This is a genomic window from Aureimonas sp. OT7 (assembly GCF_014844055.1).
Taxonomy (GTDB): domain Bacteria; phylum Pseudomonadota; class Alphaproteobacteria; order Rhizobiales; family Rhizobiaceae; genus Aureimonas; species Aureimonas altamirensis_A.
Genome location: NZ_CP062167.1, coordinates 1,227,047 through 1,252,640, shown reverse-complemented (window position 1 = coordinate 1,252,640; position 25,594 = coordinate 1,227,047). Strand labels below are relative to the sequence as shown.

23 protein-coding genes and 1 tRNA gene are annotated in these 25,594 nt (G+C 66.5%); 11 read left to right on the top strand and 13 right to left on the bottom strand.

Annotated features, from left to right (window positions below; genetic code table 11):
• Nucleotides 1-4: 4 nt before the first annotated feature.
• Nucleotides 5-985 carry a zinc-binding alcohol dehydrogenase gene (locus tag IGS74_RS06045; protein WP_206688221.1) on the bottom strand — a complete coding sequence of 327 codons (981 nt, stop codon included), beginning with the start codon at nucleotides 983-985 and terminating at the stop codon, nucleotides 5-7.
• 136 nt (nucleotides 986-1,121) lie between these two features.
• Here IGS74_RS06045 and IGS74_RS06040 point away from each other — a divergent pair, with 136 nt between their 5' ends.
• Both IGS74_RS06040 and IGS74_RS06035 read left to right on the top strand, forming a co-directional pair.
• Nucleotides 1,122-1,859, top strand: a complete 738-nt coding sequence (locus IGS74_RS06040) for an FkbM family methyltransferase (protein ID WP_246722999.1) — start codon at nucleotides 1,122-1,124, stop codon at nucleotides 1,857-1,859.
• Between the two features lie 83 nt (nucleotides 1,860-1,942).
• Nucleotides 1,943-3,541, top strand: coding sequence for an FAD-dependent monooxygenase (locus IGS74_RS06035; protein ID WP_192390156.1), 1,599 nt, complete (start codon nucleotides 1,943-1,945; stop codon nucleotides 3,539-3,541).
• Here IGS74_RS06035 and IGS74_RS06030 read toward each other — a convergent pair.
• On the bottom strand, nucleotides 3,504-4,805 hold the full coding sequence (locus IGS74_RS06030) for an MFS transporter (RefSeq protein WP_192390155.1): 1,302 nt from the start codon (nucleotides 4,803-4,805) through the stop codon (nucleotides 3,504-3,506). The two genes, IGS74_RS06035 and IGS74_RS06030, sit on opposite strands and share 38 nt — an antisense overlap.
• Nucleotides 4,802-5,824, bottom strand: coding sequence for an Ldh family oxidoreductase (locus tag IGS74_RS06025; RefSeq protein WP_192390154.1), 1,023 nt, complete (start codon nucleotides 5,822-5,824; stop codon nucleotides 4,802-4,804). The genes IGS74_RS06030 and IGS74_RS06025 overlap by 4 nt, the downstream gene beginning before the upstream one ends.
• A gap of 213 nt (nucleotides 5,825-6,037) precedes the next feature.
• On the opposite strand from IGS74_RS06025, the gene IGS74_RS06020 reads away from it, so the two are divergent.
• Nucleotides 6,038-6,667 carry an XRE family transcriptional regulator gene (locus tag IGS74_RS06020; protein WP_192390153.1) on the top strand — a complete coding sequence of 210 codons (630 nt, stop codon included), beginning with the start codon at nucleotides 6,038-6,040 and terminating at the stop codon, nucleotides 6,665-6,667.
• A gap of 87 nt (nucleotides 6,668-6,754) precedes the next feature.
• On the opposite strand, the gene IGS74_RS06015 is transcribed toward IGS74_RS06020, so the two are convergent.
• A tRNA-Ile gene (locus IGS74_RS06015) sits at nucleotides 6,755-6,830 on the bottom strand.
• Nucleotides 6,831-6,971: 141 nt separating this feature from the next.
• Here IGS74_RS06015 and IGS74_RS06010 point away from each other — a divergent pair.
• Nucleotides 6,972-7,721 (top strand): SIMPL domain-containing protein, encoded by a 750-nt coding sequence (locus IGS74_RS06010; RefSeq protein WP_039190596.1) that lies wholly within the window; start codon nucleotides 6,972-6,974, stop codon nucleotides 7,719-7,721.
• Between the two features lie 35 nt (nucleotides 7,722-7,756).
• Here the strand turns inward: IGS74_RS06010 and IGS74_RS06005 are convergent, their stop codons facing one another.
• On the bottom strand, nucleotides 7,757-8,770 hold the full coding sequence (locus IGS74_RS06005) for a DUF2125 domain-containing protein (protein ID WP_192390152.1): 1,014 nt from the start codon (nucleotides 8,768-8,770) through the stop codon (nucleotides 7,757-7,759).
• Between the two features lie 46 nt (nucleotides 8,771-8,816).
• Between IGS74_RS06005 and IGS74_RS06000 the strand changes: the two genes are divergently transcribed.
• On the top strand, nucleotides 8,817-9,335 hold the full coding sequence (locus tag IGS74_RS06000) for a gamma-glutamylcyclotransferase (protein WP_039188522.1): 519 nt from the start codon (nucleotides 8,817-8,819) through the stop codon (nucleotides 9,333-9,335).
• Here IGS74_RS06000 and IGS74_RS05995 read toward each other — a convergent pair.
• Complete coding sequence (locus IGS74_RS05995; protein ID WP_192390151.1) at nucleotides 9,325-10,962, bottom strand: acyl-CoA synthetase; 1,638 nt, start codon at nucleotides 10,960-10,962, stop codon at nucleotides 9,325-9,327. The two genes, IGS74_RS06000 and IGS74_RS05995, sit on opposite strands and share 11 nt — an antisense overlap.
• Before the next feature lie 11 nt (nucleotides 10,963-10,973).
• On the bottom strand, nucleotides 10,974-11,768 hold the full coding sequence (locus IGS74_RS05990) for an enoyl-CoA hydratase (RefSeq protein WP_206688220.1): 795 nt from the start codon (nucleotides 11,766-11,768) through the stop codon (nucleotides 10,974-10,976).
• A gap of 104 nt (nucleotides 11,769-11,872) precedes the next feature.
• On the opposite strand from IGS74_RS05990, the gene IGS74_RS05985 reads away from it, so the two are divergent.
• From IGS74_RS05985 to IGS74_RS05975, 3 genes are read left to right on the top strand one after another with little or no spacing between them, the layout of a single operon-like run.
• On the top strand, nucleotides 11,873-12,457 hold the full coding sequence (locus IGS74_RS05985; RefSeq protein WP_192390150.1) for a peroxidase-related enzyme: 585 nt from the start codon (nucleotides 11,873-11,875) through the stop codon (nucleotides 12,455-12,457).
• The gene (locus IGS74_RS05980) at nucleotides 12,454-13,464 is read left to right on the top strand and encodes an MDR family oxidoreductase (protein ID WP_192390149.1); all 1,011 of its coding nucleotides are present in this window, start codon (nucleotides 12,454-12,456) and stop codon (nucleotides 13,462-13,464) included. Before IGS74_RS05985 ends, IGS74_RS05980 begins: the two co-directional genes overlap by 4 nt.
• Nucleotides 13,448-14,080, top strand: a complete 633-nt coding sequence (locus IGS74_RS05975) for a prolyl oligopeptidase family serine peptidase (protein WP_192390147.1) — start codon at nucleotides 13,448-13,450, stop codon at nucleotides 14,078-14,080. Before IGS74_RS05980 ends, IGS74_RS05975 begins: the two co-directional genes overlap by 17 nt.
• Before the next feature lie 59 nt (nucleotides 14,081-14,139).
• On the opposite strand, the gene IGS74_RS05970 is transcribed toward IGS74_RS05975, so the two are convergent.
• Nucleotides 14,140-15,081 (bottom strand): SMP-30/gluconolactonase/LRE family protein, encoded by a 942-nt coding sequence (locus tag IGS74_RS05970; RefSeq protein ID WP_192390145.1) that lies wholly within the window; start codon nucleotides 15,079-15,081, stop codon nucleotides 14,140-14,142.
• Nucleotides 15,082-15,157: 76 nt separating this feature from the next.
• Nucleotides 15,158-15,709 carry a DUF924 family protein gene (locus IGS74_RS05965; RefSeq protein ID WP_192390143.1) on the bottom strand — a complete coding sequence of 184 codons (552 nt, stop codon included), beginning with the start codon at nucleotides 15,707-15,709 and terminating at the stop codon, nucleotides 15,158-15,160.
• 98 nt (nucleotides 15,710-15,807) lie between these two features.
• On the opposite strand from IGS74_RS05965, the gene IGS74_RS05960 reads away from it, so the two are divergent.
• Nucleotides 15,808-16,029 (top strand): sulfurtransferase TusA family protein, encoded by a 222-nt coding sequence (locus IGS74_RS05960; RefSeq protein WP_192390141.1) that lies wholly within the window; start codon nucleotides 15,808-15,810, stop codon nucleotides 16,027-16,029.
• On the opposite strand, the gene IGS74_RS05955 is transcribed toward IGS74_RS05960, so the two are convergent.
• Nucleotides 16,013-17,134, bottom strand: a complete 1,122-nt coding sequence (locus tag IGS74_RS05955; protein WP_192390139.1) for a GTP-binding protein — start codon at nucleotides 17,132-17,134, stop codon at nucleotides 16,013-16,015. The two genes, IGS74_RS05960 and IGS74_RS05955, sit on opposite strands and share 17 nt — an antisense overlap.
• Nucleotides 17,131-18,264: a D-alanyl-D-alanine carboxypeptidase family protein gene (locus tag IGS74_RS05950; protein WP_192390137.1), complete on the bottom strand. Its 1,134-nt coding sequence runs from the start codon at nucleotides 18,262-18,264 to the stop codon at nucleotides 17,131-17,133. Before IGS74_RS05950 ends, IGS74_RS05955 begins: the two co-directional genes overlap by 4 nt.
• 197 nt (nucleotides 18,265-18,461) lie before the next feature.
• Between IGS74_RS05950 and IGS74_RS05945 the strand changes: the two genes are divergently transcribed.
• Both IGS74_RS05945 and IGS74_RS05940 read left to right on the top strand, forming a co-directional pair.
• On the top strand, nucleotides 18,462-19,643 hold the full coding sequence (locus tag IGS74_RS05945) for a M20 aminoacylase family protein (RefSeq protein ID WP_192390135.1): 1,182 nt from the start codon (nucleotides 18,462-18,464) through the stop codon (nucleotides 19,641-19,643).
• 77 nt (nucleotides 19,644-19,720) lie between these two features.
• Nucleotides 19,721-20,002 (top strand): hypothetical protein, encoded by a 282-nt coding sequence (locus IGS74_RS05940; RefSeq protein WP_039188502.1) that lies wholly within the window; start codon nucleotides 19,721-19,723, stop codon nucleotides 20,000-20,002.
• A 35-nt stretch (nucleotides 20,003-20,037) separates the two neighbouring features.
• On the opposite strand, the gene glgB is transcribed toward IGS74_RS05940, so the two are convergent.
• Both glgB and treS read right to left on the bottom strand, forming a co-directional pair.
• Nucleotides 20,038-22,257, bottom strand: a complete 2,220-nt coding sequence (gene glgB / locus IGS74_RS05935) for a 1,4-alpha-glucan branching protein GlgB (RefSeq protein ID WP_192390133.1) — start codon at nucleotides 22,255-22,257, stop codon at nucleotides 20,038-20,040.
• A complete protein-coding gene (gene treS, locus IGS74_RS05930; RefSeq protein WP_192390131.1) occupies nucleotides 22,258-25,581 on the bottom strand; it encodes a maltose alpha-D-glucosyltransferase in 3,324 nt (1,107 codons plus the stop codon).
• Nucleotides 25,582-25,594 lie beyond the last annotated feature (13 nt).

Genomic DNA, 25,594 nt, shown 5'->3' with positions numbered 1-25,594 from the left:
TCCCTCAGTAGCGGACGCAATGGCACAGGGTGGATGGGTCGGCGAGGATGCCGGCATAATCTGCATCGAGGCTGTCGAATGCGCTTTCACCAACGATGAGACAGTCGAGCCGTTCATCCGCGAGCAGGGCCAGCGCGGTCTCCAGCCGCCGCCTCGACGCCCAGCGCGGGGCGCGCGACGGAGAGACGGCCCCAACCTGCGAACTCGCAATCGTCAGCCGCCGGGAGTGGAAGGCGCCACCCAGGTGCAACTCTGCCGGCCGGCTGCCGTACCAGCTTGCCTCCACGATCCGCGCCTCGATGCCGGCAATCTCGATCGCCTCGCACAAGGCTTCACTGGAACCGGTCACGTTGACCACCACGTCGCAGTCGCTCTGCCCCGTGGAAGAGCCGGCGAATGCGACGCCGAGGGCCTCGGCAGTTTCGGCGCGGCAGGCCTGCCGATCGATGATGACGACCTTTGTTGCCGGAATGCGCGCCGCCAGATAGGCGACGAGGCAGCCGACCACCCCCGCCCCGAAGACGGCTACCCGGTCTCCCGGCAGGATATTGGCGTCCCATACGATGTTGAGCGCCGTTTCCATGTTGGCGGCCAGAACAGCGCGGCGGTGCGGCACGCTTGCGGGCACCGGCACGGCGTCCGTCGCCGGGATGCTGAAGACATCCTGGTGGGGATGCAGGCAGAAGACGGTTTCACCCACCCTGTCCGGCTGGCCGGCGACGATGTCGCCGACGACGGCATAGCCGTATTTGAGCGGAAAGCCGAAGCCGCCCTGCATATGCGGCCCGCGCATGTCCTGCCACGAACCGGGCGGAACCCGACCGTCGAACACCAGCCGTTCCGTACCGCGGCTTATGCCGGAATAGGCTGCACGCACCACGACGTCGCCTGGTCCGGCATGCGGCGTCGGCTCCTGCCGCAGCCGCGCCGTTCCTTCGCTTTCCAGCCACAGTGCCCGCGCCATGCGTCCCACGTCCATGTTCATCGGCGACAGTCGCCTTCCTGTCAGGCAGGTTAAGATTGGGCAGCCGTGACGGAAGGCAAAGCGGCTTGGCGCCCTATTTTACGGCAACCGGGCATCCGGCAAGAGGAGAAGCGATCTGGCACGGCTTTCCGCACTGTTGGGACTGGCACGCTCGCTGGCCATATATCGCGCCCGTCCCTGGAAGGATCGCGCACTCCGGCATTTCCTTGCCGGCTTCGTCCGCCCCGGCGACCTTGTTTTCGACATCGGCGCGCATGTCGGCAACCGCAGCATCGCCATGGTGCGGCTCGGAGCCCGGGTGGTCGCAGTGGAGCCCCAGCGGCCCTACGCCGATTTCCTGCAACGCAGCATGGGCGGGCGGCTGGTTGCGCTCGAGCGCTGTGCCCTCGGTGCAGAGCCGGGGCAAGCGATATTGCATGTTTCGTCACGGCATCCGACGGTGTCCACGATATCGGCCGACTTCATCGACGGCGCCTCCCGCGCGCCGGGCTTCCGCAAGGTGCGCTGGGACGGGCGGCAGCCTGTCGACATCGAGACGCTCGACATGCTGATTGCGCGCCATGGCATGCCTGCCTTCTGCAAGATCGACGTCGAGGGGGCGGAGGCGGCGATCCTGGCCGGGTTGAGCCATCCGATCCAGACAGTCGCCTTCGAATACGTCCCGCCGATGCGTGAGGTGGCGTTGGGCGCCATCGACAGGCTTGCGTCCCTTGCCCCCTACCGGTTCAACCGCGTGGTCGGAGAAAGCAACCGCTGGGTCACGACCAGTTGGTGCGACGCGGCGTCCATGCGGCAGCAAATCCTCGACCTCGCCGACGATGCGCAGTCTGGCGACATCTATGCCACCCGGGACGCCCAAGGCCTTCGCAGGTAACGATCACGGGCTTTCGTGATGGGTGCCAACGCACCCGGGTTCAGCATACTCTATCCCCGGTCGCGCCATTCGGGAGGTTGAACATGGCACGGGATGTTCTCGTCGTAGGCGCAGGCCCCGTCGGGCTGACGATGGCGCTGGACCTTACGCGTCGCGGCGTGCCGTGCCGGATCGTCGACCGGCTTGCCGAACCCTTGCCCTATTGCCGCGCCATCGGCGTAACGCCCCGCACCCTCGAAGTGTGGGAAGCGATGGACCTCTCCGACGCGATGATCGGGTCCGGCCTCTGGCTGCGCGGTATGCGTTCGGTGATCGCCGGTGGCCCGGCGCAGGATGCGGTCAGGCCCGAACTGCCCATCCCCTACGCGGAACTGGGAATTCCGCAGTATGAAACGGAAGCCATATTGACGCGACGGTTGATGCTTCATGGCGTGATGCCTGAGCGCGGCATGGCGCTGACTGCGCTGTCGCAGGACGCGGGCGGCGTGGCAGTGACCCTGTCGGGCAAGGCCGGCGTGGAAGAAGCGCGCTTTGCCTATGTCATCGGTTGCGACGGGGCGCACAGCACCGTGCGACATCAGGTCGGCGTCGGCTTTACCGGCGATGCCTTCCCCTGGCCCTTCATGCTGGGCGACGTGCATATCGCGTGGGACCTGCCCTACGGGATGGCCCTTCGCGCGCTGCGCCTGCATGAGGACGGGCCACCCGACATGTTTATTGCGATTCCCCTGCCGGAGCCGGGGCGCTACCGCGTCTCCATGCCCGCACCATCGACGATCGTCCCGCCGGGCGGAACGGACCACGGCATACAGGCGGATATGCCCGGCCCGACGCTGCCCGATCTGCAAGCCATCGCGGACGACCTTCTGCCGGGAAAACCCCCGCTATCGGATCTTAGGTGGTCTTCCCTCTTCCGGATCAGCCTCAGGCTTGCGGACAGCTACCGCGTCGGGCGCGTCTTCCTGGCAGGCGATGCCGCGCATATCCACCCGCCCACGGGCGGCCAGGGCATGAATACCGGCATACAGGATGCATGGAACCTGGGTTGGAAGCTGGCGGCCGTGTTGCGTCAGGGCGTCGATGCCGGCCTGCTCGACAGCTATGAGGCCGAGCGGCGCCCTGTCGGCGCCGCAGTCCTCGAACGGACCCGGCAGGCGAGCCTCGGCTATGGGCGGGAGCACGGCAAGCCCGACCCTTACGCCGACACGCAGATCAGGATTTCCTACAGGGGCACGGCCTTCGTGGACGAGGACGCGCCGGTGGCCGGCCCGGACGAACCCGCCGCGGGGGATCGCGCGCCGGACGTCAACGGTCTGCTGCGACGTGGCTTCGGCTTTCCGCTCCGCCTGTTCGATACGCTGCGCAGCGGCCGGCCGACGCTGGTGGCGGCGGCCGACGCCGGGGAGGTGCAGGCGTGGCTCGAACGGCAGCCGAAGCGTCGCGCGGGGCAACTCGGCATCGTCGTCATAAATACGGGCGATGCCGCGCCCTGGCCGGACTTGCCCGGCATCGTGCTCCTGGCGGACGCAGCGGATGGCTTCGTCGGCGCCTACGGGCACAGCGCACGCTTCTGGCTGGTGCGGCCGGACGGGCACATCGGCTGGCGAGGCACAAGCCTCGACCAGCCCGGGCTTGCCCGCCAGCTCAACCGCCTATGTTCACCGGCCGCTTGCGGATCATGAACGCCGCCGTCAGCGACAGCACGACCGTGGCAAGCACGTAGGCCGCAACGGTGCGCCAGTCGTTGTCGAAACGCGTCAGCAGCCACGTGGCGATCAGCGGCGCGGTGCCGCCGGCCAGCGCCGCGCCAATCTGGTAGCCGAGCGTAACGCCGGTATAGCGCACCCGGCTCGGGAAGATTTCCGAGAACAGTGTGCCCAGGACCGCCGTCACCGGCGACCAGATGAAGCCGAAGATGATGACGGTGGCGACCGTCAGGAGCACGATGTCGTTGGTGTTCACCATCATGAAATAGGGAAACACGAACAGCCCCATGGCCGCGCAGCCCAGGGTGTAGACGATCTTGCGCCCGACATAATCGGACAGAAGGCCCATCAGCGGGATCATCACGGTCGAGATCGCCGCCCCGATCATCACCGCCGTCAGGATGCTTTCGCGCGCATAGCCCACATTGGTCACGGCATAGCTGACGATGAAAGTGGTGAAGATATAGAAGGGTGCGGTCTCCGCGACCTTCAACCCGGCGGCGATCAGCACCTCGCGCCACTGCGTCTGCAGCGTCTCCACCACGGGCATGCGCACGACCCTGCCTTCCGCCTGCGTCTTCTTGAAGTCGGGTGTCTCGTCGATGCCGGAGCGGATCCACAGGCCCAGGAAGACGAGGCTCGCCGATAACAGGAACGGAATGCGCCATCCCCAGGACAGGAAAGCGTCCTCTGGGAGGATCAGCAGCATCGCCGTGATGGACAGGGTGGCGAGCAGCATGCCGATGGTGACGCCGGTCTGCGGCACCGATCCGAAGAAGCCCTTGCGGTTATTGGGGGCATACTCGTACGCCAGCAGCAGCGCGCCGCCCCACTCGCCGCCGATGCCGAGCCCCTGCACCACGCGCAGCAGGATCAGGATGATCGGAGCCCAGATCCCAATGGTCTCGTAGGTGGGCAGCAGGCCGATGCCGACCGTTGCCGCCCCCATAAGCGAAAGGGTTATGACCAGCGTTTTCTTGCGGCCGATCCGGTCGCCGATATGGGCGAAGATGATGCCGCCGAACGGGCGGATGAAGAAAGTGAGAGAGAAGGACAGATAGGACAGGAGCAGCGCGATGGCCGGGTCGGCGCTGGGAAAGAACAGCCGGTTGAACACCAGTGCCGCCGCCGTGCCATAGAGGAAATAGTCGAACCACTCGATCGAGCTTCCGATCAGGCTGGCAACCAGTGCCTTGCGCCGATGCGCCGCGCTGGGCGCGGCCATTGTGTCTGTCGTCATGCGGATGTCTTGTCCTTCAGGTCTAGAATGGATTGCCATTGCGCGGCGTCCACGACGATGCCGGCTTCGGCCGCGCGGCGGCGGGCGAGCCGCTTTTCGCCCGGCAGCCGGACGTCGCCGGACGCGAGAATGGTCTGCAGAAGCAGCTCGACGCGGTCGGCGAAAGGCGCCAGCGGCGCCGATGCCCGGGCGGGATCGATCAGGATGACGGTCTGGCCGGTGCGCGGCGTCTGTGCGCCGGGATAGGCGCTCCAGTCCACCTCGAACGAGAATTGCCCACCGACCAGCGCGGCGCACAGAAGTTCCACCATCAGGGCGATGGCGGTGCCCTTGTGGCCACCGAAGGCCAGCAGGGCGCCGCCCTCCAGGATGGCGGCGGGATCGGTGGTCGGATCGCCCCTGGCATCGACGCCGACACCCTCCGGCACGGACCGCCCTTCCCGCGCGGCGACGCGCACGTCGCCATGCGCCATGGTGGATGTCGCCATGTCGAACACCAGCGGAGCGCCCTCCGCGCGCGGGGCGGCGAAGGCGACCGGGTTCGTGCCGTAGACGGGCCTCGTTCCGCCGGGATGCACCACGACCGCCATCGAGTTGATGACGGAAAGGGCGACGAAGCCCGCCTGCGCGTAAGGTTCTATATCCAGGTACAGCGCGCCGAGATGGTGCGAATCGCGGATGGCGAGGATCGCGATGCCGTTCTGCCGCGCCTTCTCTTCGAGCAAAGGCCGCGCAGCCGCATGGGCCGGAAGCGTGAATCCGTTGCGGGCATCCACCCTGACGAAGCCGGGAGCGACATCCTCCACCACCGGCTCGGCACGCCCATCCACCCAGCCGCTGCGCAGTGTCGAGACGTATCCAGCCATACGGAAAAGGCCATGGCTCTCGCTGCCGTCACGCGTCGCCGACGCGCAATTGGCGGCCAGGGCGTCCGCTACGGTGCGCGAGCAGCCGTAGGCAACAAAAATATCCCGAAGCGCCGCTGTCAACGCGTCGTAGGACAATGATAGTTCCGTCATGGCCCCTCCAGCCTGTCGACAAGCCGAAGCCTGTGTCCGATAATGATCTTGTTTCCTATAATGAACACAGCAGGATTGTGCAGGTCAATCCGGGGCGCTGCCCCAACTTTCGGCAAAAAGCTGGAAATCCTGTGCAAAAAGCGGGTTGTCGTCGTGCCCGGACCCTCCTCGACGAGGGGTGCGTCCGGCCGCAGGCATCGAAAGGCATCATCGGTGACACATACGTTCGAACCGCCCCGGCCCGTCGTATCGGCGCAACTCGTGCAGACGCGAATCGATCGCTTCGGCCAGCGGATCAAAAGCCTGCGCAAGGATCGCGGGCTGACCGTCAGGGATCTTGCGGCGCGCTGCGGCGTGGCCGCATCCACCATTTCCAAGGTGGAGAATGCGCGGATGTCGCCGACCTACGACATCATCCTGCGTCTCGCCCTCGGCCTCGGGGCCGAGATGGAGACGCTCTTCGTCGACGAGGCGACGAGCATGCGATCTGGCCGGCGCTCCGTCACGCGTGCCGGCGGCGGCGCGCGCATCGAGGCGCAGCATTACGATTACGAGATGCTGTCGGCCGATGTGTCCAACAAGCGGTTCCACCCCATCGTCGCCACCATCGGCATGGGAGAGAGCATCTCCTCGCGGGATTACGTACGCCATGCCGGCGAAGAGTTCGTCTATGTCCTGTCCGGCAGGGTGCGCATCCTGACCGAACTGTACGAGCCGCTCACGCTCGACGTCGGCGATAGCTGTTATTTCGATTCAGCCATGGCGCATGTGCTGGTATCGGAGGGGCCGGGAAACGCCACCGTGCTGTGGGTGGCCTCCGATCTGGTCGCCGACCTCACCTGACGAACGACGCCGCAAGGTCGGAGGCCCGGATTGAACGAGCTTGACGATGGCGTTTGGCTGACGTCTTCGGGCTGTACAAACTGTGCGTGGTAGGTCCGGAGGGACTCGAACCCCCAACCAAGCGGTTATGAGCCGCCGGCTCTAACCATTGAGCTACGGACCCTACGCGCCAAGGCTCTAGCCGAAAGGCCGGTCAACCACAAGCGACGGCCACGCGAAATTCCCGGCCCCTTCCCACGGCCGGTTCACGCCTCAATTGTCTGGCACATTCGCCGAATCGAATGAACCGGAGGTATACTCGCAGATGTTTTCGAAGACCCTGGCATTGCCGCTCGCCGTGCTGCTGGCAGCCGTCCCGATGGCCGCCTCCGCGCAGGCGCCCGACAGCGAGACACGCACCCTCACCATCGTCGGCGAAGGCCGCGCCAGCGCCGCTCCCGATATCGCGACGACGACGCTGACGGTGCTGCGCAACGCGGAGACCGCCGCCGACGCCACACGGCAGGCCAACGAGGCCGTGTCCGCCGTCACCGCCGCCATGCGGGAACTTGGCATCGAGGGCCGCGACCTGCAGACCGTCGGTTTTTCCGTCAACCCGCAGTACCAGTACGACAATCGTCAGGACGGGCAGCCGGCCAATCCACCGAAGATCGTCGGCTATGAGGTCCGCAACTCCCTGTCCGTGCGCGTGCGCGACATCGCCAAGGTCGGCGAGGTGCTCGACAAGGCCATCTCGCTGGGCGTGAACCAGGGTGGAGACATCAATTTCACGCTCGACGACCCTGCCCCGCTTGCCGATGCGGCCCGCCGCGACGCGATCGCCAAGGCGCGCGCCACGGCCGAAGTCATGGCGCAGGCCGCCGAGCTCGGCCTCGGCGACATCATCGCCATCAGCGATGAAAGCTATGGCGGGCGTCCGCCCATGCCGATGCCCATGGGAGCCGCCATGCGCATGGCCGCCGAAGATTCGAGCGTGCCCGTGGAAGCTGGCGAGAACACCACCACCGCCCGCGTGCGCATCGTCTTCGAACTGGAAGACGCGGGGCAGCAATAAGCCCCGGCATCCCCCTGCGGTCTGCGATCCCGCCCTTAAAGGGGCGGGATTTCGCCGAGCGGAATGAAGCCCAACTGGGCCCGCCCGTTTCGAACCTGCACGTCGATTACCGAGCGGCCGTTTTCCTGGCGTCCGGCAAAGCCGATGCCGCCGGCAATAGCGTTGGCAACGCCACCGGCCGCCGGCGCGATCCGCCCCACGAGATCGGCGATGGCCCGGGGATCTTCCAGCGCGATATGAAAGTCGCCGCTCAGCAATCCTTCCGGCGAAAAGCTGAAAGGCCCGGCGATCTCGGCGGCGCCGCCGCCGTCCAGATTGACGCGGATCGCGCGCAACTGGCCGGAGCGCCCGCGCAAGGCCGTTTCCAGGCGCCCGCCCGGCAGCACTCCGCGCAGCCACTCCGCGCCGCCCGTCACCGCCATGTCCAGCCCGAAATCAAAGGGCGGCAGAGGGCCAAGGCCCGGCGGCGTCACGATGACGCCGGCATCGCTGAGGGCCAGGTCGAGGTCATCGCCGTTCTGCCGCGCATGCACCTCCAACCGGGCGGAATTGGCGAGCGGCTGCCCGCCACCGCCCAGTGTCAGGACCGGTTGGTCCACAGCCAGCGAAAAGCGCTGCAGCCGCCCATCCGACAGATGGGTCGAGGATTGCGCCAGCGCATAGGCCAGCTCCACGGCCGGCACGTTCGGGGCGGCGATGCGCACCGGGCCGGTCAACTCCGAGACAATCAGGTTCGGGTCGTAGATCTGAGCCACCGCGCGGAACGCCCCGGCAGACGCGTCGACGCCGCTGGCCGGCGCCTGCACCGCGACGCCATCGCAAGCCAGGCCCATGCGGAACGGATAGCCGAAGACGCGCCGCCCGTCGCATACGATCGTCGTGCCGCCGCCGGCCGCGCGGTCCACCACCTCGACGATCTTCCGGTCGAGCTGGCCCGCAAGATAGAACCATGCGCCGGTGAGAGCCCCGGCAAGAAGCAACGCCACCACCACGACGCCCACCATGGCGCGCATCGCCCCGCTCTTTCTTCTTTGGCGCGGTTTGTTCATAAGGCTTTCCTTTCGACCGGCGTTCGCTGCAACTTGGCGTTTGGACATGACCGATTTATGGGTTTTTGGCTATGGCTCGTTGATCTGGCGGCCAGGCTTCGCCTTCGAGGAACGGGCCAAGGCCCGCCTGTCGGGCTACCACCGGGCGCTCTGCATCCTCAGTCATGTCCATCGCGGCACACCCGAAAGGCCCGGCCTTGTCTTCGGCCTGGACAAGGGCGGCTCCTGCGTCGGCATGGCCTTTCGCGTGGCCGCCGACCGTCGCGACGAGACCATCGCCTATCTGCGCGGGCGGGAACTGGTGACCAACGTCTATCGCGAAACCGTGCAGGCCATCCGCCTCGCCGACGGGCGGAGCATCCATGCCGTCACCTATGTCGCCGACAGGGGCCACGCCCAGTATGCCGGGCGGCTGACGCCGGAAGCGGCAGCCCATATCGTTGCCCGGTCGCACGGCCAATCGGGCGCCAATATCGACTATGTCCTCTCGGCGCACCGGGAGATCGCCGCGCTCGGCCTCAGGGATGCATGGCTGGCCGACGTCGTCTCCCGGCTTACGCGTTGAGCATCGCACGCAGGGCGAATTTCTGGATCTTGCCGGTCGACGTGCGCGGAAGCTCCGAGAAGATCACCTTCTTGGGCGTCTTGAACCCGGCCAGCCGCTCCCGCGCGAAGGCGATCAGCTCCGCCTCCTCCAGCCGTGCGCCGGACCGCAGTTCCACGAAGGCGGCCGGCACTTCGCCCCATTTCTCGTCGGGCATGGCCACCACCGCCGCCGCCTGCACGTCCGGGTGGGCATGCAGCACGTCCTCCACCTCGATGGAGGAGATGTTCTCGCCGCCCGAGATGATGACATCCTTGGACCGGTCCTTGATGCGGATGTAGCCATCCGGATAGACGACCGCGAGATCGCCCGAGTGGAACCAGCCACCGGCGAGCGCCTTTTCCGTCGCCGCCTCGTTCTTCAGGTAGCCCTTCATCACTGCGTTGCCGCGAAACATGATCTCGCCCACGGTCTCGCCATCGCGCGCCACGGGCTCCATCGTATCCGGGTTCAACACCTCGACCGCCTCTTCCAGCGTGTAGCGTACGCCCTGCCGCGCCTTCAGGCCGACACGCGCATCCACATCCAGCGCTTCCCATGAAGGCTGCGGGGCACAGACGACGGCGGGACCGTAGGTTTCCGTCAGGCCGTAGACATGAAGAAGGTCGATCCCGATGGCCTCGATGCGCTTGAAGACGCTGGGTGGTGGCGGCGCGCCCGCGACCATCCCGAACACGCGGTGCGTGATCCCGGCGCGCTGTTCGGCCGGCGCGTCGGCCATCATGGCATGCACGATGGGCGCGCCGCAGTAATGCGTCACGCCATGGCTGCGGATGGCCTCGAAGATGCGGGCGGTATCGACGCGGCGCAGGCAGACATTGGTGCCCGCGACGGCTGCGATGACCCAGGGGAAGCACCACCCGTTGCAATGGAACAGCGGCAGCGTCCAGAGGTAGACGGGGTGCTGCGGCATGCTCCACACCAGGACGTTGCTGACCGCGTTGAGATACGCGCCGCGATGATGCGTCACGACGCCCTTCGGGTCGCCGGTCGTACCCGACGTGTAGCCGAGGGCGATGGCGTCCCATTCGTCCTCCGGCAGGCGAGGAACGAAGTCTGGATCCCCCGTGGCCAGGAAGGCGTCGTACTCCATGTCGCCGATGGCCGGCCCGGTCACGCCGGCCACCGGGTCCGGCACGTCGATCACCAGAGGGCGCGCACCCTTCATGACGGCGAGCGCCTGTGCTATGACGGGCGCAAATTCCGGATCGGTCAGGACCACCTTCGCTTCGCTGTGGTCCAGCATGAATGCGATGGTGGGCGCGTCGAGACGAATGTTGAGGGCATTGATGACGGCGCCGGTGAAGGGCACGCCGAAATGCGCCTCCACCATCGCCGGGACGTTGGGCAGCATCAGCGATACGGTATCGCCGGGTCCGATGCCCCGTGCGGCCAGGGCGCCCGCCAGTTGCCGCGACCGTGCATAGGTGGTGGCCCAACTGTCGCGCCGCTCCCCGTAGATGACCGCGTCGCGGTCCGGGTACACATCCGCGGTGCGGGTGATGAAGCTGACAGGCGAAAGCTGTGTGAAGTTGGCCGGACGCCGATCGAGGCCCTGCCGGTAGATGTTGCCGCTGACGGTATCCATGCGATCCTCTTTCATGACTGCCAGATCGGCTGGCGCTTTTCGACGAAGGCGGAAATGCCTTCGCGGGCATCGGCTTCCATCATGTTGCAGGCCATCACTTCGCTGGCTTGCCCATAGGCGTCCGCCAGGGGAAGGCCCCGCTGGCGGTGAAACAGCGCCTTGCCGTGGCGGATGGCGGCCGGGCTCTTGGCCAGGATGGAAGCCAGAAGCCCGTTCACCGCGGCGTCCAGCGCGTCATCCGGCACGGCGGCGTTGATGAGGCCCCAGTCGGCGGCCTTCTCGGCATCGATGAACGCGCCCGTCACCAGCATCTCGAAGGCGCGCTTGGCGGCGACGTTGCGTGACAGGGCCACGGCAGGGGTAGAGCAGAACAACCCGGTATTGATGCCCGATGTGGCGAAACGTGCGCTCTGCCCGGCAATGGCGAGGTCGCAGGTGGCGACGAGCTGGCAACCGGCTGCGGTGGCGATACCGTGCACCTTGGCGATCACCGGCACCGGCAGGTCCACGATGGCCTGCATGACCTGACTGCACAGATGGAACAGCGCGCGATGAGCGCGAATGTCGTCCGCAGCCAGCATCTCCTTCAAATCGTGGCCGGCGCAGAAGGCGCGGCCGTTGCCGGACACGACGACGGCGCGCAGGCCCTCATCTTCCGCCAGCCGCCCAAGCTCTTCGCGCAGCCTGAGCAGAAGCTCTTGCGAAAGCGCATTCAGCTGCGCCGGCCGATCCAGGATCAGGTATGCGACGCCACCGTCGCGCCGGACGCGGACGGGCGCTCCCTCCCCCATTGCATCATCCCGCATCTTCCAGTCTCCTCCCCGGGTCGATGACGTCGGGCGAGCATAGGTCGAGCGCGGGCGATCGGGCAATCCGGCTTCGAACGACACGACATGAGGGAGGAAACCGCATGCAGGACCGGAAGATCAGCCGCTTCACGCCGCCGGAACTCGACACCTTGCCCCCGGACATCCGGGAGCGAATCAGGACGGTGCAGGAAAAGGCCGGCTTCGTGCCGAACGTCTTTCTGGTCCTGGCCGCGCGGCCGGCCGAGTTTCGTGCCTTCTTCGCCTATCACGACGCGCTGATGGAAAAACCGGGCGGGTTGACGCCTGCCGAGCGCGAGATGATCGTGGTGGCCACCAGCGCCGCCAACCAGTGCCAGTACTGCGTGATCGCCCACGGCGCCATTCTGCGCGTCCGGGCGCGGAACCCGCTGATCGCCGATCAGGTGGCCGTCAACTATCGCAAGGCCGACATCACCCCGCGCCAGATGGCGATGCTGGACTTTGCGATGCAGGTGGCGCTGGCTGCCGAAACGGTGGACGAGGACGATTACGAGCGGCTGGCCGAACATGGCTTCCCCGAAGAGGACGGCTGGGACATCGCCGCCATCGCGGCCTTCTTCGGCATGTCGAACCGCCTCGCTAATGCCTTCTCCATGCGGCCCAATGCCGAATTCTACGCACTCGGGCGACAGGAGAAGAACGCATGAGCGACACGGGCTTCGAGGCACTGGTGATCGACGAAGCCGAAGGAGGCCAGAAAGCCGCCTTCCGCACGCTGACGCTGGCCGACCTGCCGGATCACGACGTGACAGTGGAGGTCGCCTATTCCACCGTGAACTACAAGGACGGGCTCGCCGTCACCGGCAAGGGGCGGATCGCGCGCCGCCTGCCCATGGTGGCCGGCATAGACCTCGCCGGAACCGTCGTCGAGTCCCGCGATCCGCACTGGCAGCCGGGAGACCGGGTCCTGGTGAACGGCTGGGGCCTTTCGGAGACGGAGTGGGGCGGCTACACGCGCTTCCAGCGGCTCAAGCCGGAATGGCTGACCCGCGTTCCGGACGGGTTCGGCCTGGACGAAGCCATGGCCATCGGCACCGCCGGGTACACGGCGGCGCTCTGCGTCAACCGGCTGGAGGATTGGGGTACTCTCGGACGCGAGGGACTGCCCGTGCTCGTCACAGGGGCCGCCGGGGGCGTCGGCTCGGTTGCCGTGGCCCTGCTGGCGGCGCGCGGCCACACCGTCGCGGCGTCGACGGGGCGGCCCGGGACGCACGACTATCTTGCCGCACTCGGCGCGTCGTCCTTCGTCTCGCGGGAGGAGTTGTCGGCAGCCGGGCCGCCGCTGCGAAAGGAACGGTGGAGCGGCGCGGTCGACAGTGTCGGCTCCACCACTCTGGTCAGCGTCCTGGCCGAGTTGCGGCGCGATAGCGCCGTCGCCGCCTGCGGGCTGGCCGGTGGCGCCGACCTGCCCGGCACTGTCATGCCCTACATCCTGCGGGGCGACGCCCTGATCGGCGTCAACTCCGTTACCGAGACGCACGCCCGCCGCGAGGCCGCCTGGGCGTTGCTGGACGAAAGCCTCGACAGGGACAAGCTCGCTTCGATGACACAGACGGTCGGCCTTTCAGAGGTGCCGCGCATTGCCGAGGAAATCCTTGCCGGCAAGGTTCGCGGGCGTGTCGTGGTGAGGCTCGCAGATGGCGACGTATCGTAATCTCGTCATCCTGTTCCATGGGGTCGGGGCCCGTGGCGCGGACCTGTCCCCGCTGGGCCGCGTCTGGGGGCGCAGCCTCCCCGACACGGATTTCTCCGCGCCCGACGCGCCCTTTCCCTTCGATGGCGGGGGCCTGCTGCACCAATGGTTCAGCCTGACCGGTATAACGCCCGACAACCGGCCGGACAGGGTCGCGGCGGCGCGGCCGGCCTTCGACCGGGTCGTGCAGGGCATACTCGACTGGCACGGCATGGCCGACCGCCTGGACAGGGTCGTCTTCGTGGGATTCTCGCAGGGCACGATCATGGCGCTCGACGCCTTTGCCAGCGGGCGATGGCCGGTTGCCGCAGTGCTCGGTTATTCAGGCCGGCTGGCGACGCGCGATCCGTTGCGGCCTCGCACGGCGTCCCGCGTGCTGTTGATCCATGGTTCCGCCGATACGGCGGTGCCGCCGGAAGAAAGCGAGGTCGCCGCGCCGCGCCTGCGCGCTGCCGGCGTGGATACGGCCCTGCGCATCCTGCCGAGGCTCGGCCATACGATCTCGCCCGAAGGGGCCGGGCTGGGCGGCGCGTTCCTGACCGAGGTGCTGATGGCGCGGGAGGTGTCGGGAGGTTGATGACGGCTTGAATCTGCCGGCTCAGCACGCGACAGCGCTTGAGCGCAACGCAGCCGCGCTCAGCCATAAACCTTCCGCGCGGCCGCGGCGGCATCCTGCCGCGTCGTATCGATTGCGTAGATCGAGCTGCTGGCGCTGATGAAGAGCCGCCGCCCATCCGGCCCGCCGAAGCAGAGATTTGCGACGGTTTCCGGCACGGCGATATGGCCAAGGTGCAGGCCTTCGGGCGTGAAGCAGTGGACCCCGTCGGCGGCGGACACCCACAGGGTTCCTTCGCGGTCCACCCGCAGCCCATCGGGAACCACGTCGACCTCGGCCACCCGGCGCGAGGCGCCGAGCCTGCGACCGTCCACCACCTCCATGGCGCGCACGTCATGCGGTCGGCTGTCGTCGAAGCCGAAGCCGTGTCCACGGGCCCGGCCCGAATCCGCGACATAGAGAACGCTCTCATCCGGCGAGAAGGCCAGCCCATTGGGCCTGTCGAAGGCATCGCTGACCGCTTCCACCGCTCCGGACAGAGGGTCCAGCCGGTAGACCTGGTTCAACCCGATGGCGCTGTCGGCGCGGATGCCTTCGTGGTCCGAGATGATGCCGTAGGGCGGGTCGGTGAACCAGATGCTGCCATCGCTCTTGACCACGACGTCGTTGGGAGAATTCAGCCGCTTGCCCTGCCAATGGGTGGCAAGCACCTCATAGGTTCCATCCGCCGTCGTGCGGCTGACGCAGCGTCCGCCATGCTCGCAGCTCACCATCGCCCCGGAAAGGTCCAGCGTATGCCCGTTGGTGCGCTGGGAAGGCTGGCGGAAGGTCCGAAGCCCCGTCTCCGGCGACCAGGCCATGATCCGGTTGTTCGGGATGTCGGAGAAGCGCAACTCGTTCGCTCCGGGAACCCAGACGCCGCCCTCGGCCCAGACGAACCCTGTCGCGACGCGCTCCAGAGCCGCCCCGGCAGGAAACAGCGTGGAAAACTCCGAGGTCGCGGCGATCAGTGTTTCGGACATGGCGAATGGCTCCCAGGGCGTTTTCGTGTTTGATCGATTTCGACACGGCGCCGGTCTCGTTCGCAAGGCCGCCCGCTCACCCGGTGAAGCCACCATCCGCAATGAATTTGCGTTCTTCCGCAGTGGTTTCCCGCCCAAGTATGGCGTTGCGATGGGGAAAACGCCCGAACTGCTCGATGATTTCGCGGTGATGCCGCGCGAACTTGCGGTTCTCGTCGGTGCCGATGCGGTCCATCCAGGCTACGCAGGCATCGTGATCGGCCCTGGATTCCGAATGCATCAGCGGAAGGACCAGAAACTGGTTCACGTCGTCGGGCAGGTGTTCGGCATCGCCGGCATCCAGGGAGGCCCGGGCAATTTCCGCCGCCTTCGCATCTGTCGCGTACATGCGTGGGCTGCCGCGAAACATGTTGCGCGGAAACTGGTCCAGCAGGAGGATCAGCGCCAGCGCGCCATTCGGCTCATCCGCCCAGGAATCCAGATCGCCGAGCGCCGCACGTTCGTACAGATCGCCGAAGCGCTGCCTGATCGTCTCGTCGAAGGCTTCGTCCTTCTCGAACCATTTTTCCGGCCCGGCCTCGCGCCAGAAATCCACGATGACCTGCGGATCGAGGATCGTCTCACTCATTCCAGTTTCGAGCCTTTCGCTATCTTGCGGCTTGCATCCGCCTTTCACCCCAAGATAGTGCGCGTCTTGGATAAATTCATGGGCAGGGAAACGGCTGCATGCAGGAACTGGACCTCATGGGCCTCAAATGTCCGCTGCCGGCCTTGCGCACGGAAAAGGCGCTGGCCGCCCTGCCGGCGGGCAGCCGCCTGAGCATCCTCGCGGACGACCCGCTGGCCCCGCTGGATATGACGCACCTCTGCAACCAGGGGGGGCACGCCCTTGTGTCGGCCACGCCGCTGTCCGGCGGCGGCTGGCGATTCGTCATCCGCCGCGGATAGCGAGGGGATTGTCCATCAAAGCGGCCCTGTCGGGCGCGTCGCTGCGCAGGCCGCCGGCGAATGCGGCAAACAGGTCGCGCAGCTTGCCCTCGTCCAGCCGCTCGCCGATCAGCACGAAGCGGCTGTGCGGGCGGATGGACGCCGGCCATTCGCGCAGGAAGACCGGCGGATGCAGAAACCGGCGCACCGCATGCACGACCAGCGGACGGGTCGGGTTTTCCCGCGTCAGCAGCATGGCCTTCATGCGCAGCAGCCTGTCGCCGTGCATCGACAGGACGAGGTTTATGAATTCCTCCATCTGACCGATGGGCAAAGGGGCGTCCGACAGTATCGATACGGTGTTCACCGTACCGTGCCGGTGCCCCGCATGATCGTGATGATGATGGTCGTGATGGTGATGATCGTGGTGATGATGATCGTGGTGTTCCGGATCACCGCAGTCGCAGCCGCCATCGCCCAGCCACGCGGCCAGCTGCGCTTCCCGCGTGTGGGAGTTGATCACGCCGGCCTCCATGAGCGCGGCGGGCGCGGCCTCGCCCCTGGCGGCATCCAGAAGCCGCGCGCGCGGGTTCAGCCGCGCGATCCACGCCAGAAGGTCGGCGCCCGGCTCCGACAGATCGGTCTTGGTCAGCACGATCCGGTCCGCCACGGCAACCTGCCGTTCGGCCTCGACCCGGCCGCCGATGCCGGCAAGGCCGGCATGGGCGTCGACCAGCGTCACGACCCCGTCCAGCGCATAAGCCTGCGCCAGCACCGGATGCCCCATCATGGAGGTAAGGACCGGCGTCGGGTCAGCCATTCCGGTGGTTTCGATCAAAACGCGCTCGATCGGCGGCAGGCGGCCGGTCTGCAGGCGGTCCACGATATCGGCCAGGCGGTCCACCAGCTCGCCGCGTACGGAGCAGCAGATGCAGCCATTGGAAAGCTCGACGACCTCCTCACTGGCGGTCTCGACCAGCAGATGATCCAGGCCCGCCTCTCCGAACTCGTTCACGATCACGGCGCTGCGCGCCATGTCGGGATGCTTCAGCAGTGCGTTGAGAAGCGTGGTCTTGCCGGCGCCGAGAAACCCCGTCAACACCGTTACGCGCAAAGGAAGGTTCATTGCGATGCTTCCCGGTTTTCAGGCGGCGATGACAGAACGCGCGCGGCGCGCCCGGCATCGGTGGCGGCATCGCCCGTCTCGACGAGCTGGGGCGGCTCCGGCCGCCATGTCGGCACCGGGATGCCGTAGCCGGCGATGACGGACACGCCTGGCGCCGCGCCGTGGCCCCCTGCCGCACCGCCGAGTTCGACCGGGTAGACGACCGGGTCGCGGTCCAGCGCCGTCAGGAAGGGCGAGCCGAAGGGCTGTTCCCGCTCGTCCTCCAGCTTGCGCTCGTTGGCGCGCGCGGTGCGCGCCTCGGGCGAGCAGACCGTGTCGGACACGTCGAAGGGCGGCCCGCTCGAGGATGGCAGTTGCGTCACCGTAAATTCGGCCTTTGCGGGATCGACCTTGAACCCGTCTTCCAGGAGGCGGGCGGATTCCCGCTCGCGGGAGATCGGTCCCTGCGCCCCGAGGACGACGGCGACGATCGTGCGCCCATCGCGCGTGGCGCTGGACACGAGGTTGAAGCCCGATGCGCAGATATAGCCCGTCTTCATCCCGTCCGCGCCGCGCAGGCGGCCCAGCAGTCCGTTGCCGTTGACCATGGTCGCGTCGCCGGCTCGGATGGCCTCGGTGGAGAAGTAATCGGTAAAGGCCGGAAATTCGTGGCGGATGGCCACCGCCAGGATGGCAAGGTCCTTGGCGCTGGAATACTGGCCCGGTCCGGGCAGGCCGTTGGGGTTGATGAAGTGGGTATCGCGCATGCCCAGGCGCGCCGCCTCGGCATTCATGCGGGCCACGAAGCCCTCGTGAGAACCTCCGATGGACTCGGCCAGCGCGACGGCGACGTCGTTGGCCGATTTGACGAGCAGCATCCGCAACGCCTTGTCCAGCCGGATGACGGAACCGGCGGGATACCCCATCTTGCTGGGCGCCTGCGCAGCGGCGAGGCGCGTGATCACGATGGGCGTATCCAGCGAGGCACGGCCGGCCTGCACCTCGCGCAGCACCAGATAGGCGGTCATCAGCTTGGTGGTCGAGGCCGGATACCAGCGCTGGCTGGCATTGTCCTGCGACAGCACCTTTCCCGTTGCCACGTCGACGGCGATGGACGGCCCGGCCTGTGCGGGAAACACGGACAGCGCCATCAGCAGCGCCAAAGCCGCGCAAACTCGTCGTCCGCCTGCCCCAGCCATTCGATCGAACCCTTTCATCAAGCTTGCGTCGTCGGCCCGCCATGCGCGAACCTTGAGCCAGGCTTAACCCTTGCGCCCGTCACGTGGCATGGGTGAGGCGAAGATTGTAGCCTTTGCCCCGGAAATAACGAAATCGGACCGCGAACTCCATGCCGATTCACAACCGCATCGCCGACGAGAGCCCGGAAATCACCGCCTGGCGCCGGCACCTCCATACCATTCCGGAGCTCCTGTACGACACGGTCGATACGGCCGCCTTCATTGCCGGAAAACTCGTCGAATTCGGCTGCGACGTCGTGGAGACGGGCATCGGGCGGACAGGCGTCGTCGGCATCGTGCACGGGCGATCCGGCCCTGGCGGCCCGATGATCGGCCTGCGCGCCGACATGGACGCGCTGCCGATCGACGAGGCCAGCGGCGTTGCCTACGCGTCGGCACGCCCTGGTTCGATGCATGCCTGCGGCCATGACGGACACATGGCGATGCTGCTCGGCGCGGCCCGGGCGCTGGCCCGGACGCGCGATTTCAACGGCAGCGTCGCGCTGATCTTCCAGCCGGCCGAGGAAGGCGGCGCCGGCGCGAAAGCGATGATCGAGGATGGCCTGTTTACGCGGTTCCCCATCGGCCGCGTTTACGGAATGCACAATCTGCCGGGGCTGGCCGTGGGGCGCTTCGCCATGCGGGATGGGCCCATCATGGCCGCCACCGACGAATTCGCCTTCGCCATCACGGGCCGGGGCGGCCATGCGGCGATCCCGCAGAAGACGGCGGACCCCATCCTGGCCGGCACGGCGCTGGTGAGCGCCCTGCAGCAGATCGTCTCGCGCAATGCCGATCCGCTGGACAGCCTGGTCGTGTCGGTGACGGAGTTCCATTCCGGCTTCGCCCACAATGTCATCCCCGACACGGCACGGGTATCGGGCACGGTGCGCAGCCTCTCGGCGCAGACGCGCGACCATGTCGAGGCGCGCATGGGTGCGATCGCCGAAGGCATCGCGACCGTCCATGGCCTGTCCGTGACGCTGACCTATCGCCGCAACTATCCCGTGACGCGCAATCACGCGGCCGAGGTGGCAGAGGCCGCCAAGGCTGCTGCGTCGGTTGCCGGGCACGACGCCGTCGACCTATCCTGTCCGCCGCTGATGGCGGCGGAGGACTTTTCCTACATGCTGGAAGAGCGGCCGGGTGCGTTCATCTTCATCGGCAACGGGCCGAGCGCCGGCCTGCATAATGCCGCCTACGATTTTGCCGACGAGGCCATCGCCTATGGCGCGTCCTACTGGATCGCCCTCGTGCAGCGGAGCTTGTCCGGGTCTGACGAAGCATCATGAGAAATCCGTGATTGTGTCATGGACATCTCATTTTCCGCGCTTAAGTTCCGCTCGCATCAGGTGGGGAAACAGTCGAAATGTCAGCCATACACAATCGCGCGGTGGATCCGGAATTGCGGAACCTCATCGTCGAAGCCCTCGATGCGGGCCTGTTGAAGCCCCGCTCCGAAGATGCGCGCGTTGCCTCCATCGTCGCCGATAAGGGCCAGGGCCACCTGTCGGCGGAAGAACGCGGCATTTGGGAAGCCCGCGTCCTGCCGGTCCTGTCCAAGCCTATTTCGCAGCAACTGGCGATCGGAGCGATCCAGCGCCGCGGCGGCCGGCTGGGTCGCCGCGAAGCGCTGCCGGCCGACCGGTAAGCTGCAGCAAGCCGTCCGCATCGGCAGCGGGCGGCTCACTCCTCCGGAACGAAGACCATCGTCGCCAGTGGCGGGATGGACAATTCGAGCGAGAAGGGCCGGCCGTTGACGCCGAACGCGTCGGCCTGCCTGCCGCCCATATTGCCGACATTGGACCCGCCATAGATATCCGCGTCGGTGTTCATCGCCTCGCGCCAGAAGCCGTCCCTGGGTACGCCGACGCGATAGCCATGATGCGGTTTCGGTGTGAAGTTGCAGACCACCAGCACCGGCCCGCCATGCTTGTCCTTGCGCAGGAAGGTGATGATGCTGTCCGCCTCGTTGGACGTGTCCACCCATTCGAAGCCGGCCGGGTCGCAGTCCATCTCGTAGAGCGCCGGCACGCCCCGATACAATGTGTTCAGGTCCCGGACGAGGCGCTGGACGCCGGCATGCTCGCGATATTGCAGCAGATGCCAGTCCAGCGACTGGTCGTGGTTCCATTCGGCCGACTGCCCGAACTCGCCGCCCATGAACAGAAGCTTCTTGCCGGGATGCGTCCACATGAATCCGAAATAGGCGCGAAGGTTCGCGAATTTCTGCCACTGGTCGCCCGGCATCTTGCCGAGAAGCGAGCCCTTGCCGTAAACGACCTCGTCGTGGCTGAGCGGCAGGATGAAGTTCTCCGAGTAGGCGTAGACAAGGCCGAACGTCATCTGGTGCTGATGGTAACGCCGGTGGATCGGATCCCTCTCCATGTAATCCAGCGTGTCGTGCATCCAGCCCATGTTCCATTTGAAATGGAAACCGAGCCCGCCTTCATAAGTCGGCCGCGACACGTTCGGAAAGGCGGTGGACTCTTCCGCATGGGTCGCCGTCGCGGGGAAATACTCTCCCACGCGCTCGTTGGTTTCCTTCAGGAAGGCCATGGCCTCCAGGTTCTCGCGGCCGCCATGGATATTGGGCTCCCACTCGCCATGGTTGCGCGAGTAGTCCAGATACAGCATCGAGGCGACGGCATCGACGCGCAGGCCGTCCACATGGAAGCGGTCCAGCCAGTAGAGCCCGTTGGCGACGAGGAAGTTCTTCACCTCCGTCCGTCCGTAATCGTAGATCAGCGTGTTCCAATCCTTGTGGAACCCGCGGCGCGGATCGGGATGCTCGTAGAGGGGCGTGCCGTCGAATCGGCCAAGCCCGTGTACGTCGGTCGGGAAATGGCCGGGCACCCAGTCCAGAAGCACGCCGATATCGGCCTTGTGCAGGGCATCCACCAGCCGCGCGAAGCCGGCAGGGTCGCCGTAGCGCGCGGTCGGCGCATAAAGGCCGATGGGCTGATAGCCCCAGGACCCGTAGAACGGGTGCTCCGACACCGGCAGGAACTCGACATGGGTAAAGCCCATCTCCTGCACGTAGGGCACCAGCTCGCGCGCCAGCGCGTCGTAGTCGAGGAAGCTGTTGTCCTCTCCACGGCGCCATGAGCCCAGATGCACCTCATAGATGGTGACGGGCTTGTCGCGGCCCTGCCAACCCTGATCCTTGGCCCTGAAATCGCCGTCGGCCCACTCATGCTCGACGAGGCCGGCAACGACGGAGGCCGTCGATGGCGCGGACTCCTGCAGGAAGCCCACCGGATCCGCCTTCAGGGGCAGCACCTCGCCGTGCGGGCCGACGACCTCGAACTTGTATATCTCGCCCGGCGCAATGCCAGGGATGAACATCTCGAAGATGCCGGTCTCGTAGCGGTGGCGCATCACATGCCGGCGCCCGTCCCAGGCGTTGAAGTTGCCGACCACCGAGACCCGGCGCGCGTTCGGCGCCCAGACGGCGAAACGCGTTCCGGCGACACCATCCATATGCGTCGGGTGCGCGCCGAGCTTTTCGTACAGCCGGTAGTGGCGCCCCTCGGCCAGAAGATAGGCATCGAGGTCGCTGAGGATGAGGCCGAAGCGATATGGATCCACCTCTTCCCATTCCACCGAGCCATGGCGAAAGCGAAAGCGGTAGTCTTCCAAAGTGCCGGGAATGGTCCCGGTGAAAAGACCGGAAGCGCCCTGGGGCTCCAGTTCGGCGACGACGGAGCCGTCACGGTCAACGACACTTGCGGCCTCCGCGCCCGGGCGGAAACAGCGCATGACGCGCATCGCGCCGCCGCCATGTGCACCCAGGATGGAGAAGAGGTCGCCATGGGAGCCGTTCTCCAAGGCGGACACGGCGCCCTCGTCCAGCCGATGCTCCAGTGACGGAGCGACGGCTGCCTTCGATTGTGCCTTTGCCATTCAGATGACCTGCCTCTCTTTGAGAAGGGTGACGATGCCGCGCAGCGGAATGGACAGCCATGCCGGCCGCGACGACAATTCGTAATTCAGTTCGTAAAATGCCTTCTGGGCCAGGAACATATCCAGGAGCGCGCGGTTGCCCGCATCGTCCAGATCGATCCCGCTGGCCTGCGACCATGCCGCCAGGAAATCGGCGCTGACCTGGTCGCGCCAGTTTTCGGCCGTGTCGCGGATGCGTTCGCTGGTGGCATCGTCCGTCGGGCCGGTGCGGTCGCGCGCGGCGAAGGCTGCGTAGTCGTAGGAGCGCAGCATGCCGGCGACGTCGCGCAGCGGCGAGGATTTGGCCCGCCGCTCTTCCAGCGGCCTGCCCGGCTCTCCCTCGAAGTCCAGTATGACGACATCGTTGCGGGCGACGAGGACCTGTCCCAGATGGAAATCGCCATGGATGCGCGTGAGCACGCCCCTGGCCTCCCCGCCGGCGATGGCTTCGAACCACTGGCGAACCGCGGACCGCGCCGCCAGCAGTTGATCGACTTCCTCTTCCAGGCCATCGGCGCCCCGGGCACGCAACTCCGCCAGCTTGTCCAGCACGGCATCGGCCTCGTCGGCCGCCTTGCGGGCGGCGGCGCCCAGCCACTCCGGCGTCATCTCTTCCGGGTCGAAGGCAGCGTCGCCGGTGCGCGTCTGCAGGGCTGCATGCATTTCGCCGGTACGCCGGCCGATGGCCTCGCCCGGGTCGAACTGCAGGGCAAACATGGCCTCGCCGGTCCCCTCCTCGTCCGCCTCGCTCACCCCCTCGACGCCATAGGCCGTATCCCGCAAATGGCGCGACAGGCTTTCGGTGATGCGGCTCCACGCGTCGCCCTGGTTCTCGATCCGCTCAAAGAGCGCCGCGATGGCCGCGCGGGTGCCGTCCGGGCGCACCACCTCGGCGCTGGCCAACAGCGCCGGCGCGGCGGTGAAGCCGGTCTTCTCCGTCAGGAAGCGCGTCACCTCCAGTTCCGGCTGGATCCCATCGCGCAGCAGGCGATAGATCTTCAGGATCGCCGCCGTGCCGATGGCGATGGAGGTGTTGGATTGCTCTCCCGAGAGCGGCATGACGGCGTCGGCCTCGATGGACTGGGCCTTCTCCAGCGCCTCCGTGCGCGCCGCGGACGCCTCGACCTCGATTGTCCAGTCTCCGAGCGTCAGCGACTTGCCGGCCGCCAGGATCTTCGTCAGGTCGATGCAGAATTGCGGATCACGCCCGGCATCGATGACCGAACCCATCTGCGGCCCCTGCCGGATGAGCGCCAGCGTGTATGGCAGGTTGTTGGCGTCGCGGCCGGGGTTCGCTTCTCCCCAGCGGGCGGCCAGCGGCAGGAAGTAGGTCTGGGTTTCGCCGCTCCTGGACGTCACGATGGCTTCCGCCAGGATGTGCTTGCGGTTGGTTGGCTCCGGCGCCCCCATGATCTCGTACCGCACGCTCTTCGGCGCGTCCGCCTTGCCCGAGTACCAGCGTTGCCGCCCGATGAAGCCGGGCAGGACGCTTTCCAACTCGCGTCGGTTGCGGCCCGGAATGGTGTCCTTGAGGTCGCCGGTGATGACCAGCGTCGTGAATTCCGGGGCCGGCAGGATGTCGCCGGCGGCCCGCACCTGATCGGGGGCGCCGAGCGCAAACCAGAAAAAGCCGTAGCTGGGCAGCGACAGGACGTAAGGCGCCTCGCCGATGGGAGGAAAGGCCGAAAGCCCCAGCATCTCCACCGGGATCGAGCCGGCATAGGCCGACAGGTCCAGTTCCACCGCCTGCGCCTGGCTGGACAGGTTGGCGACGCACAGGATGCGATCTTCCCCGCTTTGGCGAACATAGGCGAGGATCTTGCGGTTGGACGGATAGAGGAACACGATCTCGCCGCGGCCGAATGCCTCCCGCGTCGCGCGCACCTGGATCAGGCGGCGCATCCACGACAGCATGCTGGCCGGGTTGGCCGACTGTGCCTCGACGTTGACAGCCTGATACCCGTAGACCGGGTCCTGGATCAGCGGCAGGTACAGACGCTGCGGATCGGCCCTGCTGAAGCCGCCATTGCGATCGGGAGACCATTGCATGGGAGTACGCACACCATCGCGGTCGCCGAGGTAGTAATTGTCGCCCATGCCGATCTCGTCGCCGTAATAGACGGTCGGCGTGCCGGGCATCGACATCAGGAGCGCGTTCAACAGCTCCACCTTGCGGCGGTCGTTGCCCATCAGGGGCGCCAGCCGCCGGCGAATGCCGAGGTTGATGCGCGCGCGCTTGTCCGAGGCGTAGGTGGCCCAGAGGTAGTCGCGCTCCTCTTCCGTCACCATTTCGAGCGTCAGCTCGTCATGGTTGCGCAGGAAGATGGCCCATTGGCAATTGGCCGGGATATCCGGCGTCTGGCGCAGGATATCGGTGATCGGGTGCCGGTCTTCCTGGGCCAGCGCCATGTACATGCGCGGCATCAGCGGAAAATGGAAAGCCATGTGGCACTCGTCGCCGTCGCCGAAATACGGGCGCGTGTCTTCCGGCCACTGGTTGGCCTCGGCCAGCAGCATCCGGTCCGGATAGACCCTGTCCAGCTCCGCGCGGATCTTCTTCAGGACGTCGTGCGTCTCCGGCAGGTTCTCGTTATTGGTGCCCTCGCGCTCCACCAGGTACGGGATGGCATCGAGGCGCAGCCCGTCGACCCCCTTGTCCAGCCAGAAGCGCATGACGGACAGCACTTCCTCCAGCACCCTGGGATTGTCGAAGTTGAGGTCCGGCTGGTGCGAGTAGAAGCGGTGCCAGAAATACTGGCCGGCCACCGGGTCCCAGGTCCAGTTCGAGGTCTCCGTATCCAGGAAGATGATGCGTGTCAGGTCATAGCCCTTGTCGTCATCGGCCCAGACATAGAAGTCGCGCTCCGGGCTGCCGGCCGGCGCGCTGCGCGCGGCCTGGAACCACGGGTGCTGGTCGGACGTGTGGTTGATAACGAGCTCGGTGATGATGCGAAGGCCGCGCTTGTGCGCCTCATCCACCAGCCGCTCGAAATCATCCATCGTGCCGTAGCTAGGGTTGACGGCGCGATAGTCGGCGATGTCGTAGCCATCGTCGCGCAGCGGCGAGGGGTAGAAGGGCAACAGCCAGATGCAGGTGACACCCAGTTCCTTGATGTAGTCGAGGCGCGAGATCAGGCCCTCGAAATCGCCGATGCCGTCGCCGTTGGAATCCACGTAGGTCTTGACGTGGAGCTGGTAGATGATCGCGTCCTTGTACCAGTCGTTCGCTTCCGGGTTCGGCGCGGCGGTTTCAACGGCCGGCAATACGGACACATGCTCGTTCATCTTGGCTCCCCAA

Coding starts and splice junctions, on each gene's coding strand:
- treS (WP_192390131.1), bottom strand. CDS start 25,581: ATGAACGAGCATGTGTCCGTATTGCCGGCCGTTGAAACCGCCGCGCCG.
- IGS74_RS05975 (WP_192390147.1), top strand. CDS start 13,448: ATGGCGACGTATCGTAATCTCGTCATCCTGTTCCATGGGGTCGGGGCC.
- IGS74_RS05940 (WP_039188502.1), top strand. CDS start 19,721: ATGTCAGCCATACACAATCGCGCGGTGGATCCGGAATTGCGGAACCTC.
- IGS74_RS05970 (WP_192390145.1), bottom strand. CDS start 15,081: ATGTCCGAAACACTGATCGCCGCGACCTCGGAGTTTTCCACGCTGTTT.
- IGS74_RS06025 (WP_192390154.1), bottom strand. CDS start 5,824: ATGACGGAACTATCATTGTCCTACGACGCGTTGACAGCGGCGCTTCGG.
- IGS74_RS05995 (WP_192390151.1), bottom strand. CDS start 10,962: ATGGATACCGTCAGCGGCAACATCTACCGGCAGGGCCTCGATCGGCGT.
- IGS74_RS06000 (WP_039188522.1), top strand. CDS start 8,817: ATGACCGATTTATGGGTTTTTGGCTATGGCTCGTTGATCTGGCGGCCA.
- IGS74_RS05985 (WP_192390150.1), top strand. CDS start 11,873: ATGCAGGACCGGAAGATCAGCCGCTTCACGCCGCCGGAACTCGACACC.
- IGS74_RS05990 (WP_206688220.1), bottom strand. CDS start 11,768: ATGCGGGATGATGCAATGGGGGAGGGAGCGCCCGTCCGCGTCCGGCGC.
- IGS74_RS06010 (WP_039190596.1), top strand. CDS start 6,972: ATGTTTTCGAAGACCCTGGCATTGCCGCTCGCCGTGCTGCTGGCAGCC.
- IGS74_RS06035 (WP_192390156.1), top strand. CDS start 1,943: ATGGCACGGGATGTTCTCGTCGTAGGCGCAGGCCCCGTCGGGCTGACG.
- IGS74_RS05955 (WP_192390139.1), bottom strand. CDS start 17,134: ATGAACCTTCCTTTGCGCGTAACGGTGTTGACGGGGTTTCTCGGCGCC.
- glgB (WP_192390133.1), bottom strand. CDS start 22,257: ATGGCAAAGGCACAATCGAAGGCAGCCGTCGCTCCGTCACTGGAGCAT.
- IGS74_RS06045 (WP_206688221.1), bottom strand. CDS start 985: ATGAACATGGACGTGGGACGCATGGCGCGGGCACTGTGGCTGGAAAGC.
- IGS74_RS06030 (WP_192390155.1), bottom strand. CDS start 4,805: ATGACGACAGACACAATGGCCGCGCCCAGCGCGGCGCATCGGCGCAAG.
- IGS74_RS05945 (WP_192390135.1), top strand. CDS start 18,462: ATGCCGATTCACAACCGCATCGCCGACGAGAGCCCGGAAATCACCGCC.
- IGS74_RS06005 (WP_192390152.1), bottom strand. CDS start 8,770: ATGAACAAACCGCGCCAAAGAAGAAAGAGCGGGGCGATGCGCGCCATG.
- IGS74_RS05960 (WP_192390141.1), top strand. CDS start 15,808: ATGCAGGAACTGGACCTCATGGGCCTCAAATGTCCGCTGCCGGCCTTG.
- IGS74_RS05965 (WP_192390143.1), bottom strand. CDS start 15,709: ATGAGTGAGACGATCCTCGATCCGCAGGTCATCGTGGATTTCTGGCGC.
- IGS74_RS05950 (WP_192390137.1), bottom strand. CDS start 18,264: ATGGCGCTGTCCGTGTTTCCCGCACAGGCCGGGCCGTCCATCGCCGTC.
- IGS74_RS05980 (WP_192390149.1), top strand. CDS start 12,454: ATGAGCGACACGGGCTTCGAGGCACTGGTGATCGACGAAGCCGAAGGA.